Source organism: Peribacillus simplex NBRC 15720 = DSM 1321 (genome assembly GCF_002243645.1).
GTDB classification, from domain to species: Bacteria; Bacillota; Bacilli; order Bacillales; family DSM-1321; genus Peribacillus; species Peribacillus simplex.
The window spans coordinates 1,210,510-1,222,788 of record NZ_CP017704.1; the positions used below are offsets into that span (position 1 = coordinate 1,210,510).

The window sequence follows — 12,279 nt, forward strand, 5'->3', positions numbered from 1 at the left end:
TCCTAGAGCCTGCTTCTAGATAGCTAAACTTTATCAACTTGTTTGATTTTCACCAAATTATATATACCTTTTCTATTATGTCACTAAACGTTATTTCCCAAAAATAAAAGCCCCTTCTAATTCAAGAAGAGGCTGACAGTGTCCGTACGGCTCTTCTTATCTTCCAAGCATACGCTTGTTGGATTTAGCACAGTTCCCAAAACGGGTCCGCTGCCGAGGTTTCATTGGGCCAAGTCCCTCCACCTCTCTGGATAAGAATTCGATATATAAATGATGTAGACATGATTTTATCCTAATAATCATCAAAAGTCAATTACCTGGTTCTCCCTTTTTTCCTGGACATAAAGTGATTGCTCTTTCAAATACGGGTTGCATTTTCTTGTCTTTCTGATATGATGTCAGTAATTACATACAATTCACACCACTAGGGGAGTCTTTTTTTAAGACTGAGATGGAATTAGTTCCGGACCCTTTGAACCTGAACCGGCTCATACCGGCGGAGGGAAGTGGATGATATCGTCCATTTACAGGCTATATCCATCTACCCCGTTCCGTATTCAGGAACGGGTTTTTTTATTTACAAGGGGATCCATTCTAAAGGAGGATGAACAATGGAGAATACTAAATTAGAAACATTCAGTGATAGACTGCATGCACGGGCAAAAGAGATTTGGAAAAGGAACCATTCACATCCCTTTGTCCAGGCAATTGGAAACGGCACTCTTCCTGAAAAGAAATTTGCCTATTACCTGAAGCAGGACTATATCTATCTCATGGATTATTCCAAGCTCTTTGCTTTAGGTGTCATCAAAGCTCATAACATCGAAACCATGGCAAAGTTTGCGAGTATTTTAAATGAAACCCTTCAAGTGGAAATGGATATTCATCGGCATTATGCCTCCGAATTCGGGATCAGTTCCAAGGAATTGGAAGATACAGAACCTACTCCAACCACTCTAGCCTATACAGGTTACATGCTAAATGCAGCTCAGCATGGGACTTTGGCAGACTTGATCGCCTGTCTCCTGCCTTGCGCTTGGGATTATTATGAAATCGGTTTGCTATTAAAAGAACAAAATGGAGCAGCATTGGAGAACAATCGCTATGCAGATTGGATAAGGTCCTATTCATCTCCTGAATTCGGGGAAGCACACAAGTGGCTGATCGCTTTGTTGGAAGAATTGACGGAAGGGATGCCAGAAAAGGAACTTCTTAGATTAGAAAAGCACTTTTTGGTTACTTCCCGATATGAATATTTATTCTGGGATATGGTTCAAAATGAGCAGGATTGGCCACTGTAGGTCGTTGACATGATGATAAATCCTATCAAGAAACTGACGTTGACTGCAATGATCACGGCTATAACGACGCTGACCAGTTCATTTATTTTCATCCCTGCAGGATTTGCAAAGGTCTTTCCTATTCAGCATCTGGCAAATGTCCTGACTGCCGTTCTATTAGGGCCTGCTTATGCTGTGACTCAAGCCTTTTTAGTATCCATCATTAGAAACATGTCTGGTACCGGTTCAATTTTCGCCTTTCCCGGCAGCATGATCGGTGCACTTTTGGCTGCCATCCTTTATCGAAAAACACAAAGCTTAAAATTCGCTTGCTTAGGGGAAGTGATCGGGACCGGCATTCTCGGTTCCCTAGCCTGTTATCCACTTGCCATCCTCCTATTGGGAGAAAAAGCTGCTCTTTTTGGTTTTTTACCGGCTTTTATGCTCAGTTCATTCGCAGGTGCGATTTTAGCTTTCATATTACTTAAAATACTTCTAAAAAATAATTATATGAAGGGGTTTTTTTATGAAAACAGCATTAACCATCGCAGGCTCTGATTCAGGGGGCGGTGCTGGAATACAAGCGGATCTAAAAACATTTTCTGCACATGGTGTCTTTGGGATGTCTGCCATCACAGCCGTAACCGCACAAAATACAATGGAAGTCCGTTCAGTACAGCCAATTGAAACAGCTATCATATCAGATCAAATTGCTGCTATCTTTGAAGATATTCCTGTCGATGCAGTAAAAATAGGCATGCTTGGATCAAAAGAAATAGTGGAAACAGTCGCTGCGTCCCTTAAAACCTTCATGCCTGCCATCGTTATCCTTGACCCTGTCATGATTTCCAAAAGCGGCCACCATTTGCTCGACGAAAAAGCTGTCTCTGCCTTAAAAATGGATTTGCTTCCGCTTGCAACACTTGTAACCCCAAATGTACCGGAAGCGGAAGTACTTACAGGTTTGTCGATTCGGACGGAACAAGATTTCTACAGGGCATGCATTTCGATACAAGAAATGGGTCCCAAAGCCGTTCTACTTAAAGGAGGCCATGCAGCAGGAAATCCAAATGATCTTTTTTATGATGGGACTGACTTCCATTGGATCAGGGGAGAGCGCATTCATACAAAAAACACTCATGGTACAGGCTGTACCCTATCATCCGCCATTACATCAAACCTGGCAAACGGACTGCCATTGCAAGTGTCGATCGAACTGGCCAAGACCTATATTTCTGAAGCGATACGCAATAGCTTTTCAATTGGTAAAGGTCATGGACCTGTCCATCATTTTCATTCATTTTCAAAAAAAGAACGGAGTGACTTAGTATGAAGGTTTCTGCAGCTGATTTATTCGTGAAGGTTAGAGAAAGAAAACCACTCGTTCACCAAATCACCAACTTTGTTACGGTCAACGACTGTGCAAATGCCACCCTTGCCATCGGTGGTTCACCAGTAATGACATCGAGCCCAAGAGAAGTGGCGGATATGGTCAAATTAGCAGATGCATTGGTCCTGAATTTCGGTACGATCGATGATAAAGCCTTGGAAGCAATGGAGATTGCCGGTAAGACGGCAAATGCCCTGGATATCCCGGTCATTTTGGACCCGGTTGGAGTTGGTGCCACCTCCTATCGTACAGAGCAGGTCAAAGAGCTCCTAAGTAAGGTTACTTTCCAAATCATTCGCGGAAATGCGAGTGAGATCCTTTCATTGATGGGTGGGGATACCGTTACACGCGGGGTGGATTCGGGGGAACTTGCGATTAGCAATGCAGAGCTGGCTGCACGAGCGGCAAATAAATTGAATAGTATCGTCGTGGTCAGCGGAGCTAGGGATGCGGTCAGCGATGGAAAACATACGTCCATCATCGACAATGGGAACCTCCTATTAACAAATGTTACAGGTACCGGTTGCATGTCCACTGCTCTAATCGGCACTTTTTCCGGAGTCACTGATGATTTCTATTCTGCGGCAATTGCCGGTATCTCAACCATGAGTATTTCAGGGGAACTAGCTGCTGCAAACCTTCAAAAAGATGAAGGAACAGGGACGTTTCGTGTGCGATTAATCGATGCAATATCGAGAATGGATAAGGAAATCTGGATGCATGAGGTGAAAATAAATGAAGAAGTCCCAAATTGATTTAAGTCTGTATTTAGTTACTGAAGAGTCCATAGCATTAGAAAAATTGACCAAAATAATTGCAGAATCGGTTTCAGGAGGAGTCTCGATTGTACAACTTAGAGAGAAAAATAATTCCTCACTCTCCTTTTATAAAAAAGCTTCTGCATTAAAACAGTTATTGAACGAGCTGTCCATTCCCCTTATCATCAATGACCGGGTGGATATAGCACTTGCGGTTGCAGCGGACGGAATTCATATTGGGCAAGATGACCTTCCACTGCCTGTCGTCAAACAAATGGTTCCTGAAGATATGATTGTCGGTGTATCTGTCTCCACTCTTGAAGAAGCTCTCGAAGCTGAACGAAATGGAGCAGACTATGTCGGAGTCGGTTCCGTTTTCCCTACCAAGACCAAAAAAGATGCAACTCTTATGGCAATTGGGGATCTGGAGGAAATTTGTCGAAGCGTATCAATTCCCGCCGTAGCAATTGGGGGTATCACTGCCGATAACATTTCCGCTCTTTCTAATAGCGGGTTATCCGGTACCGCAGTCGTCTCGGCCATCATGAATGCAGATAGTCCGAAGACTGCCTCCGAATCCCTTTTAAAAATAATAAAAGACTTTAAATAAACAAAAGGAAGGGGACTGAATACAGTCCCCTTCCTTTTGTTTATGTCAAAACGGTATTCTTTGTTTCCTTGCCAAAAGCTACGGCAACTGCACCCACTAGAATAGCAATTGTAAATAGGGTGAAAATCGATGAAATCGGGGTGTCTGCGGCAACTAAATACCCTACAAGCAACGGTCCCAGGACACCGCCAATCCTCCCGATCCCTGCAGCTAACCCAGCACCTGTACCACGAACTGCTGTTGGATACTGCTCAGGTGTATACGCATAAAGTGCACCCCATGCCCCTAGGTTGAAGAAAGATAGGAACATCCCGGAAACTATCAGCAGTGCTAACCCCTCTGCCGATCCAAAGAAAAAGGCACTGACGGCCGTTCCAATTAAGTATGTGATCAAAACGAATTTACGTCCCATCTTCTCTATCAGCCATGCAGCTGAAAAATAGCCCGGAAGCTGTGCAAGCGTCATGATCAAAACATATTCAAAGCTTTGAATCATGCTGAAGCCTTTTAGGACCATCACACTTGGCAGCCATAAAAACATCCCGTAATAAGAAAAGACCACGCAAAACCATAGAATCCACAATACAAGGGTCTGACGTGAGTATTCCTTTTTCCAGACACTTTTCATATTGCTTAATACAGATGGTCTCTGCTTTTTTTCAAGTTCCGTATACTTCGGTGAATCCGGCAGTTTCAAGCGCAGATACAGCGCATATAAAGCTGGAACTGCGCTCAATAACAATGCAACCCGCCAACCATAAGCCGGAATGATGAAATAGGATATGAGTGCTGCCAAAATCCAGCCAACTGCCCAAAAACTTTCAAGAAGGACGACGACCCTTCCCCTTTTACTCGCTTCAACGCTTTCAGAGACCAATGTCGATGCAACCGGAAGTTCTCCTCCAAGTCCCATTCCAATCAAAAATCGCAGTATCAAGAACAAGCTAAGTGTACTGACTGCTGCAGAAAGGCCACTTGCGATTGAAAACAATAATAATGTAATAATAAAGACATTCTTTCGTCCTACCCTGTCGGCCATCGCACCAAAGAAAACTGCTCCAACAGCCATTCCTATAGAGTTTATGCTCCCAATCCAGCCAACCTGCTCACTGGTTAAGTTCCATTCCTGTTTTAATGCAACAATGATGAAAGAAAGCATACCTACATCAAGTGCATCGAACATCCATCCAAGACCCGCAACACCAAGTAACTTACGCTGCGATATCATTTTTGCATTATTTCCCATATATTCCTCCTGAAGAACTTTAGACCTTCTTGTTATTTTATCCTTATTCATTTTAACTATTAACTTTCATTTTTGCTATAGTAATTACACATGTCATGACAAAAAATATCTCATTTTTAAAATGATGAAGAAATCTTGGTTATTCTGTCGAATGTTATAGATTGAATATTCCCTTTTTTTCATTTATCATAAAAATTGGCATAAATCATAGCGTTAACAATAAGTCATCATGTTTTGCCCAAGATAATCATTTAATTCAGGAGGGTAATTATGACAAATCTAACGTTAGAAGTAAGTGGAAAGCTGCAAAAATTTTTAACAGGACCAAAAAAGCTCTATATTAATGGTCAGTTTGTAGAAAGTGCTTCAAAAAAAACCTTCTCCACTCCTAATCCTGCTACAGGACAAAAACTTGCCGATGTTTATGAAGCTGATAAAGAGGATATCGACTTAGCTGTCAAAGCTGCACGCAAAGCATTCGATGAGGGGCCTTGGTCAAGAATGAGCGCAGCTGCACGCAGTAGGCTTATGTATAAACTTGCCGATTTAATGGAAGAAAATAAAACTGAACTTGCTCAATTGGAAACGTTGGATAATGGTAAACCAATCAGTGAAACTACCAATGCCGACATTCCTTTAGCTATAGAACATATGAGATATTTTGCTGGCTGGTCCACCAAGATTGTTGGACAGACCATTCCGGTTAGCGGAAATTACTTTAACTACACGAAACACGAGGCTGTTGGTGTTGTAGGCCAAATCATCCCATGGAACTTTCCGCTTCTTATGGCGATGTGGAAACTGGGAGCGGCACTTGCTACAGGTTGTACGGTCATATTAAAGCCTGCTGAGCAAACACCGCTTTCCGCTCTTTACCTGGCTGATTTATTGGCTGAAGCCGGTTTCCCTGATGGAGTAGTCAATATCGTTCCCGGTTTTGGTGAAACCGCTGGACAAGCACTTGTCGACCATCCGCAAGTAAATAAAATTGCATTTACCGGTTCGACCGAAGTTGGAAAATTGATCATGCGTTCCGCTTCATATTCATTGAAACGTGTCACATTGGAACTTGGAGGGAAATCTCCAAACATCATCCTACCTGATGCGGATTTCTCAAAAGCCATCCCTGGAGCTTTGAATGGGGTCATGTTTAACCAAGGGCAGGTATGCTGTGCCGGTTCAAGGGTTTATATTCAAAAGAAACATTATGATAATGTTGTTGCCGATATGGCCAGCCATGCAAAAAACATCAAACAAGGGGCAGGATTAGATCCAAGTACTCAAATTGGACCGCTTGTTTCCCAGGAGCAGCAAAATCGGGTAATGGGCTATATTGAAAAAGGGAAAAACGAGGGTGCGGAAGTTCTTGTCGGCGGAAATAAACCGGGTGAACAAGGCTACTTTGTTTCTCCTACTATATTCGCTGGTGTTGAAGAGGATATGACGATTGCTAAAGAAGAGATTTTCGGGCCGGTCATAGCTGCAATGCCATTCGAGGATTTAGATGATGTCATTAACCGTGCAAATGCCAGTGAATATGGGTTGGCTGCCGGCTTATGGACAAGCGATATAGCCAATGCCCATTATGTTGCAGGAAAACTCCGTGCCGGTACAGTGTGGGTGAACTGTTATAACGCGTTCGACGCAGCTTCCCCGTTCGGCGGTTACAAACAATCCGGAATCGGACGTGAAATGGGATCTTATGCACTGGACAACTATTCTGAAGTGAAAAGCGTTTGGATTAATTTGGGTAAGTGAGTTTTTGACTATTAAGAAGAGGGTCTCAAAGAGGCCCTCTTTCTTTCAGTCCATTGATTCACTGTGCCAAATAATTAAATTATGCAACTATTCAAACCTTTTCAATAGTCTTTCCTTCTATAATTTTGGTAGAATGCAAGATAGGCAAACCGGCTGCGGCTTGAGCTGGCTGGGGAGGTTATGTGCTCATACGATAATGATGCCGGGGTTGGTAAAGTGATTGAACCTAAACTGATCCGAATTGATTTCGGCTCCTTGACAGTTACAAAGAACTCCTTCGTTTAATTAACTATAAGTTTTCACAAACGATGTAAAAAGTTTCTTTTTTATAGAACAATAAGTACAATTATAAATGTAGAAAATGGAAAAGGAGTTTTGAAATGATGAGTGATTTTCAAACGAATTTAGAAAAATATGCAGAACTTGCCGTAAAAGTCGGCGTAAACATCCAACAAGATCAAACGCTGGTCGTAAACACAACATTAGAGGGTGCTGACCTTGTGCGTCTCATTGTAAAGAAAGCATATGAAAACGGTGCGCGCAATGTCATTGTTAATTGGAATGACGATATCGTTTCACGCACTAAATATGAACTCGCTCCCGATGAGGTGTTCCACGAGTATCCAAAGTGGCGTGCAGAAGAAACGATCGAACTTGCAGAAAACGGAGCTGCTTATCTATCCGTCATCTCCTCCAGCCCAGACTTATTGAAAGGTGTAAAGCCTGAAAGGATTGCCAACTTCCAAAAAGCATCCGGGACTGCACTGAAAAAGTGGCGTCAGTATATGCAATCCGATAAAGTTAGCTGGTCCATAGTCGCCGTCCCTTCAAAAGCTTGGGCCGATAAAGTATTCCCTGAAGAGGCAGAAGGAAAACGCATTGATATGCTATGGGAAGCCATTTTCAAAGCTGTTCGTGTTGATGTGAAGGATCCTGTAGAGGCCTGGAAAAAACACGATGATACCCTGCATGAAAAGGTTGATTATTTAAATGACAAGCATTACCAAAAATTGCATTACACGGCTCCTGGAACTGACCTGACAATTGAGTTACCTGACAAACATCTTTGGGTCGGAGCAGGAAGCGTTAACGTACAGGGTCATGAATTCATGGCTAACATGCCGACCGAAGAAGTGTTTACGGTTCCATTGAAAACAGGTGTTAATGGTACAGTTTCCAGTACTAAACCCCTTAGTTACGGCGGAAACATCATTAATAATTTTTCTGTGACCTTTAAGGAAGGACGGATCATTGAAGTAAAAGCTGAAGAAGGGGAAGAAATCCTAAAACAATTGGTTGAAACGGATGAAGGTTCACACTATCTTGGTGAAGTGGCACTTGTTCCATTCAACTCACCAATTTCCCAATCGAATGTTTTATTCTTCAATACATTATTCGATGAAAACGCATCAAACCATCTCGCTATCGGCAGTTCCTATGCTTTCTGTATTGAAGGCGGAAAAAACATGAGTCCAGAAGAGCTTGCAGAAAATGGACTGAATGAAAGCCTTACACATGTCGATTTCATGATTGGATCAGAGAAAATGAACATCGACGGCATCAAACAGGACGGCTCTTCGGAACCTGTCTTCCGTAATGGGGATTGGGCGTTTTAATTAACTGACATTAAGCGTCCATCACTTGAAAACCTTCATTTAATTCATAGCCACGTGTTTCCTGTATACTAGGGAACATGTGGCTGTTTTTTCATGCCCCGTTAATCAATCACCATCAGGCTTTTAGCTTTTAGCTTTTGTCCAGCAAACGGAATGACATGGCATACGCCTTTATGAAGACCCCCCTCGTTTCGGACAGCCTCCCCATAAAGAAATGAATGATTCGCCAGTCCTCAAAAGTCACTAAAAATTCTTGGAGGGAATACAAAAACTCCGTATCCGTGGTCCTCCGCTTTCATACGGTAATTGATAAATGGAATAGACTTCCGAAACCTGACTCCGCATAATCCCGAACTGTGATATCCATTCCTTGTTCAGCTAAAAAAACCGCATTCCGCCCTTCACCTTCTGTATTCGCTAAACCATCATAGCAGCTCAGTGCCGTATACATAGCCTGATTTTTTAAACCTAATATATCCTTGTAATATCTTGGTCACATCTTTCATTCCCAAATATGTTATACTATTAGTAAAGAGGGTGGCTAAATTGAAAAGCAATAAGTATAATACTGGTGAAACAGTAACTATTCAGGATACTAATGAATTAGTAACCATTAATAAATGGGCATATGTAAAAAACATGAAAAGATATTCTTATACTGTAAAAGAACATCCAACTACTTTTTTCTTTGAGGAAGAATTAAAAAAATCTTAATAACACGTCCCTAAAACCCTACTCAGCTCAGAGTGGGATTTTTTTTGCTTTTATTTTTTGGCACAATAAAAAACAGACTCCCCATCGGGAAGTCTGTTCATATAGGTTACGATTTAATATTAAAATTAAGCTTTTTGAACGTTAGCAGCTTGAGCTCCACGAGCACCTTGCTCAACGTCGAAAGTTACTTTTTGACCTTCGTCTAAAGATTTGAATCCTTCGCTTTGGATAGCTGAGAAATGTACGAATACGTCGTCTCCGTTTTCACGTTCGATAAATCCAAAACCTTTTTCTGCATTAAACCATTTAACTGTACCTTGTTCCATTGTTGTTGCCTCCTAGTGCATAACACACATTGTATTACTATTTTTAATCATTTGGAAAATAATTATTATCCTCTTCCACAATCAAAAACAATTCTTTATTAGATTAACATGAAATGATAAAGATTGCAAATTTCTAGAAATATTTTTAAAAATACTGGTTCGCCTTCCTATTTCCTTTATTTTCTTTATTCATCCAATATTTTCTTTATTCATCCAATTGAATGATTCAGATATCGATTAACGGGTATATCAGAGTATAAGAAAAAGTAACCATATTCACTTAAAGAATTTACAACAAGGAGGTCAATCAATGAAATATTACAAAGTTTCTAATAGCGGTCTTGACAGTAAGGTTATTGTAGCCTATAGCGGGTATGAGGCACTCGGATTTTATTTAATGGAAATCGATGATCAACTTGGTTTTGTTGATGATATAGATGTGGAAGAAGTGGATGCTGATGAACAAGTCGAGATTACCTATACCGGTTATCCCGTTTTTAAGACACTTAAAGAGCTATATCAAGAGAAAGATTTTTGGGAAGTTCCTAATGTTGTCGTGGAAGTCGAATAATGAAAGCACCCTCCCCATCTTTAGGAGAAATCGAATTAAGCCACTGGATGTTACCTCCCAATCAACTCTGTCAAATAATATTTGGTAATTGCAAGATATTCACGGGTATATGATTTCAACAGTGACACTTTTGGTGTCTTTGCCGGTATTCCCTTCATGTCCAAGCCTTCTTTCTTTGCTATTTCAACTGCCCGGTAGATATGAAAGTCATTACTTACGATCAATCCAGAAGCTGCTGTATCAGGAATGAGCTCTTTAGAGAAAACTATATTTTCGTAAGTTGTTGTAGATTTGTCTTCCATCATGATGCGTGCTTCTTCAATTCCCTGGGCGATTAGCCTCTGTTGCATTGCTTTTGCTTCCGATATATCTTCTCCCGGTCCTTTGCCACCAGATACAATGACCACTGTATGTTTATTCGCCGTTAAATATTCTGCAGCTTTTTCAATCCGGTATTGTAAGGATAATGATGGAACCGAACCTTTGACCCTTGCTCCAAGAATAATGAGGTAATCGGCATTTACTAAGATCGAAGAGCGGGAAATCATGAAAGACTTCCCGCTTTTTCCAATATTCATTATGCTAGTTTATTCTGCGACTATATCATCATATATCAATTTTCCTATTTTACTGATTACTTGACGGCTTTCTTCCTCTGATTTTATATCTTCAGTAAGAACTGCAGCATAAACAGTTTGTGTTTCTGAACGAATGATTGCACAATCATGGGCAACTCCCCGAATTCCGCCCGTTTTGCTTGCTATCTTGACCCCTCTGCCCATCAGTGATGGAAGTTTATCCCTTAATTGCTGATTGTCAAATACACGCAATATTCTTTCCTGACTTTCTTTCATTAAAAAGTTTCCTGTATGTATGGCTTTTAAACAGGTAATCGTATCTTCAGCCGATATGGTATTGTCGCGCCCTTCTTTTAATGCCTTAAAATCCTGCATTTTTCGTTCAAGGACAGTATTTTTCAAACCAAGTTCCTTGATGCATTGATTGATTTCCTCAAAGCCCAACAGGTTCATCATCATATTCGTGGATGTATTGTCGGAAACAGTTATCATCAATGTCAATAAATCCTCTACGGTTAAAAATACCTTATTCGATAAGACATGCAGGACCCCAGATCCCCCAGTCACTTCATTAGGCGGGATGGTCACTGGTTGATTCAAATAGATCTTCTTTTGTTCACTTTGACGATAACCTTCGATGATCATTGGTATTTTGATCAAACTCGCTGATTGAAAGGATTCATTCTCGTGATATCCAATCGTGTCCCCAAGACCATTTTCAATTTTATATGCGATTTTCCCATTAAATGCTTCAATTAATGCCAAGATATCATGTTCTATAGTTTGTAAGGTCATCTATTCCCTGTTCCTCCCTTAGATATCATTTAATCCCCTATAAAAAACTCCCTTATCCCCTAACTTATTCTACCATGTTAAAAGCAGTACAATCTTCTTCGAAATTCCAAATTGAATAGATTTCAGTATAAAAAAAGAGCCTTCATATCGAAAGCTCCCTTAATAACTGTTATTCATCTGGCTTTAACGGCCCTGCTCTTCGCTAATGGGAATCGTTTCTTCTCGGTTGTATCCACCTGTGTTATTTCACCATCATGTATGGTTATTATCACGGACCCATATTGCAGATCTTCCAAGCTTGAAATGATATGCCTGATTTTCAATTCTTCTTTCTTTTCCATAATATCTCCCCTTCACTACTGGTAATAAAGCTTCGTTTCATGCCTAATGTTAAAAAGGTTCGAACGAAAAGCACATGTTCGCTTCCCACTTTCAATGTTTTCTTGAGGAACTTGGTTTACCTATCATATCCTCATCACTTTACTTTCCGTATAAGAATAACCAGTTAATAGGAACTCCATATTCCCCTCCCCTCACTATAAAAAATAAAAGGCACCCGCCATCTAATACATTAGATGTAAGGGTGCCTTTAGTTGACTAATCGGCAATATTCGGGAGTTGCTTATGTTATAGAAAA

Annotated in this window: 14 protein-coding genes, 1 pseudogene and 2 riboswitches; of the genes and pseudogenes, 9 read left to right on the forward strand and 6 right to left on the reverse strand. The window is 40.9% G+C overall.

The window, feature by feature from the left end; all coding sequences use genetic code 11:
* Positions 1 to 153: 153 nt before the first annotated feature.
* Positions 154 to 258: riboswitch (SAM riboswitch) on the reverse strand.
* A 158-nt stretch (positions 259 to 416) separates the two neighbouring features.
* A riboswitch (TPP riboswitch) is annotated at positions 417 to 522 on the forward strand.
* A gap of 89 nt (positions 523 to 611) precedes the next feature.
* From tenA to thiE, 5 genes are read left to right on the forward strand one after another with little or no spacing between them, the layout of a single operon-like run.
* On the forward strand, positions 612 to 1,301 hold the full coding sequence (tenA, locus tag BS1321_RS05635) for a thiaminase II (protein ID WP_063232080.1): 690 nt from the start codon (positions 612 to 614) through the stop codon (positions 1,299 to 1,301).
* A gap of 9 nt (positions 1,302 to 1,310) precedes the next feature.
* Positions 1,311 to 1,838, forward strand: a complete 528-nt coding sequence (gene thiW, locus BS1321_RS05640) for an energy coupling factor transporter S component ThiW (RefSeq protein WP_174524152.1) — start codon at positions 1,311 to 1,313, stop codon at positions 1,836 to 1,838.
* Entirely contained in the window at positions 1,807 to 2,613 is an 807-nt protein-coding gene (thiD, locus tag BS1321_RS05645; protein WP_063232081.1) for a bifunctional hydroxymethylpyrimidine kinase/phosphomethylpyrimidine kinase, read from the forward strand. Before thiW ends, thiD begins: the two co-directional genes overlap by 32 nt.
* Complete coding sequence (thiM, locus tag BS1321_RS05650; protein ID WP_063232082.1) at positions 2,610 to 3,425, forward strand: hydroxyethylthiazole kinase; 816 nt, start codon at positions 2,610 to 2,612, stop codon at positions 3,423 to 3,425. The genes thiD and thiM overlap by 4 nt, the downstream gene beginning before the upstream one ends.
* Positions 3,406 to 4,038 (forward strand): thiamine phosphate synthase, encoded by a 633-nt coding sequence (thiE, locus tag BS1321_RS05655; RefSeq protein ID WP_063232083.1) that lies wholly within the window; start codon positions 3,406 to 3,408, stop codon positions 4,036 to 4,038. The genes thiM and thiE overlap by 20 nt, the downstream gene beginning before the upstream one ends.
* A 40-nt stretch (positions 4,039 to 4,078) precedes the next feature.
* Here thiE and BS1321_RS05660 read toward each other — a convergent pair whose 3' ends face one another.
* Positions 4,079 to 5,284, reverse strand: a complete 1,206-nt coding sequence (locus tag BS1321_RS05660) for an MFS transporter (protein WP_063232084.1) — start codon at positions 5,282 to 5,284, stop codon at positions 4,079 to 4,081.
* 270 nt (positions 5,285 to 5,554) lie between these two features.
* Between BS1321_RS05660 and BS1321_RS05665 the strand changes: the two genes are divergently transcribed.
* Positions 5,555 to 7,042, forward strand: a complete 1,488-nt coding sequence (locus BS1321_RS05665) for an aldehyde dehydrogenase family protein (RefSeq protein ID WP_063232085.1) — start codon at positions 5,555 to 5,557, stop codon at positions 7,040 to 7,042.
* Positions 7,043 to 7,425: 383 nt separating this feature from the next.
* A complete protein-coding gene (locus BS1321_RS05670) occupies positions 7,426 to 8,658 on the forward strand; it encodes an aminopeptidase (RefSeq protein WP_063232086.1) in 1,233 nt (410 codons plus the stop codon).
* Positions 8,659 to 8,759: 101 nt separating this feature from the next.
* On the opposite strand, the pseudogene BS1321_RS28080 reads toward BS1321_RS05670, so the two are convergent.
* Positions 8,760 to 9,085, reverse strand: a pseudogene (locus tag BS1321_RS28080) (hypothetical protein); the annotation flags it as partial.
* Positions 9,086 to 9,204: 119 nt separating this feature from the next.
* On the opposite strand from BS1321_RS28080, the gene BS1321_RS27805 reads away from it, so the two are divergent.
* Entirely contained in the window at positions 9,205 to 9,372 is a 168-nt protein-coding gene (locus BS1321_RS27805; protein ID WP_169803969.1) for a hypothetical protein, read from the forward strand.
* Between the two features lie 125 nt (positions 9,373 to 9,497).
* Here BS1321_RS27805 and cspC read toward each other — a convergent pair whose 3' ends face one another.
* Positions 9,498 to 9,698, reverse strand: a complete 201-nt coding sequence (cspC, locus tag BS1321_RS05680) for a cold shock protein CspC (protein ID WP_010331195.1) — start codon at positions 9,696 to 9,698, stop codon at positions 9,498 to 9,500.
* Positions 9,699 to 10,008: 310 nt separating this feature from the next.
* Here cspC and BS1321_RS05685 point away from each other — a divergent pair, with 310 nt between their 5' ends.
* Complete coding sequence (locus tag BS1321_RS05685) at positions 10,009 to 10,269, forward strand: hypothetical protein (RefSeq protein WP_063232087.1); 261 nt, start codon at positions 10,009 to 10,011, stop codon at positions 10,267 to 10,269.
* Positions 10,270 to 10,319: 50 nt separating this feature from the next.
* On the opposite strand, the gene BS1321_RS05690 is transcribed toward BS1321_RS05685, so the two are convergent.
* The 3 genes from BS1321_RS05690 to BS1321_RS05700 all read right to left on the reverse strand — a co-directional run bounded on the left by BS1321_RS05690 (position 10,320) and on the right by BS1321_RS05700 (position 11,983).
* On the reverse strand, positions 10,320 to 10,817 hold the full coding sequence (locus BS1321_RS05690) for a YdcF family protein (RefSeq protein ID WP_326152022.1): 498 nt from the start codon (positions 10,815 to 10,817) through the stop codon (positions 10,320 to 10,322).
* A 39-nt stretch (positions 10,818 to 10,856) separates the two neighbouring features.
* Positions 10,857 to 11,642: a serine hydrolase gene (locus tag BS1321_RS05695; RefSeq protein WP_063232089.1), complete on the reverse strand. Its 786-nt coding sequence runs from the start codon at positions 11,640 to 11,642 to the stop codon at positions 10,857 to 10,859.
* Between the two features lie 173 nt (positions 11,643 to 11,815).
* On the reverse strand, positions 11,816 to 11,983 hold the full coding sequence (locus tag BS1321_RS05700; RefSeq protein WP_069981673.1) for a YezD family protein: 168 nt from the start codon (positions 11,981 to 11,983) through the stop codon (positions 11,816 to 11,818).
* Positions 11,984 to 12,279 lie beyond the last annotated feature (296 nt).

What these genes read in the sequence shown, in the direction of transcription:
- thiW (WP_174524152.1), top strand. Translation starts at nt 1,311, where the DNA reads ATGATGATAAATCCTATCAAGAAACTGACGTTGACTGCAATGATCACG.
- tenA (WP_063232080.1), top strand. Translation starts at nt 612, where the DNA reads ATGGAGAATACTAAATTAGAAACATTCAGTGATAGACTGCATGCACGG.
- BS1321_RS05660 (WP_063232084.1), bottom strand. Translation starts at nt 5,284, where the DNA reads ATGGGAAATAATGCAAAAATGATATCGCAGCGTAAGTTACTTGGTGTT.
- thiD (WP_063232081.1), top strand. Translation starts at nt 1,807, where the DNA reads ATGAAAACAGCATTAACCATCGCAGGCTCTGATTCAGGGGGCGGTGCT.
- BS1321_RS05700 (WP_069981673.1), bottom strand. Translation starts at nt 11,983, where the DNA reads ATGGAAAAGAAAGAAGAATTGAAAATCAGGCATATCATTTCAAGCTTG.
- BS1321_RS05690 (WP_326152022.1), bottom strand. Translation starts at nt 10,817, where the DNA reads ATGATTTCCCGCTCTTCGATCTTAGTAAATGCCGATTACCTCATTATT.
- BS1321_RS05695 (WP_063232089.1), bottom strand. Translation starts at nt 11,642, where the DNA reads ATGACCTTACAAACTATAGAACATGATATCTTGGCATTAATTGAAGCA.
- thiM (WP_063232082.1), top strand. Translation starts at nt 2,610, where the DNA reads ATGAAGGTTTCTGCAGCTGATTTATTCGTGAAGGTTAGAGAAAGAAAA.
- BS1321_RS05665 (WP_063232085.1), top strand. Translation starts at nt 5,555, where the DNA reads ATGACAAATCTAACGTTAGAAGTAAGTGGAAAGCTGCAAAAATTTTTA.
- BS1321_RS05670 (WP_063232086.1), top strand. Translation starts at nt 7,426, where the DNA reads ATGAGTGATTTTCAAACGAATTTAGAAAAATATGCAGAACTTGCCGTA.
- cspC (WP_010331195.1), bottom strand. Translation starts at nt 9,698, where the DNA reads ATGGAACAAGGTACAGTTAAATGGTTTAATGCAGAAAAAGGTTTTGGA.
- BS1321_RS05685 (WP_063232087.1), top strand. Translation starts at nt 10,009, where the DNA reads ATGAAATATTACAAAGTTTCTAATAGCGGTCTTGACAGTAAGGTTATT.
- thiE (WP_063232083.1), top strand. Translation starts at nt 3,406, where the DNA reads ATGAAGAAGTCCCAAATTGATTTAAGTCTGTATTTAGTTACTGAAGAG.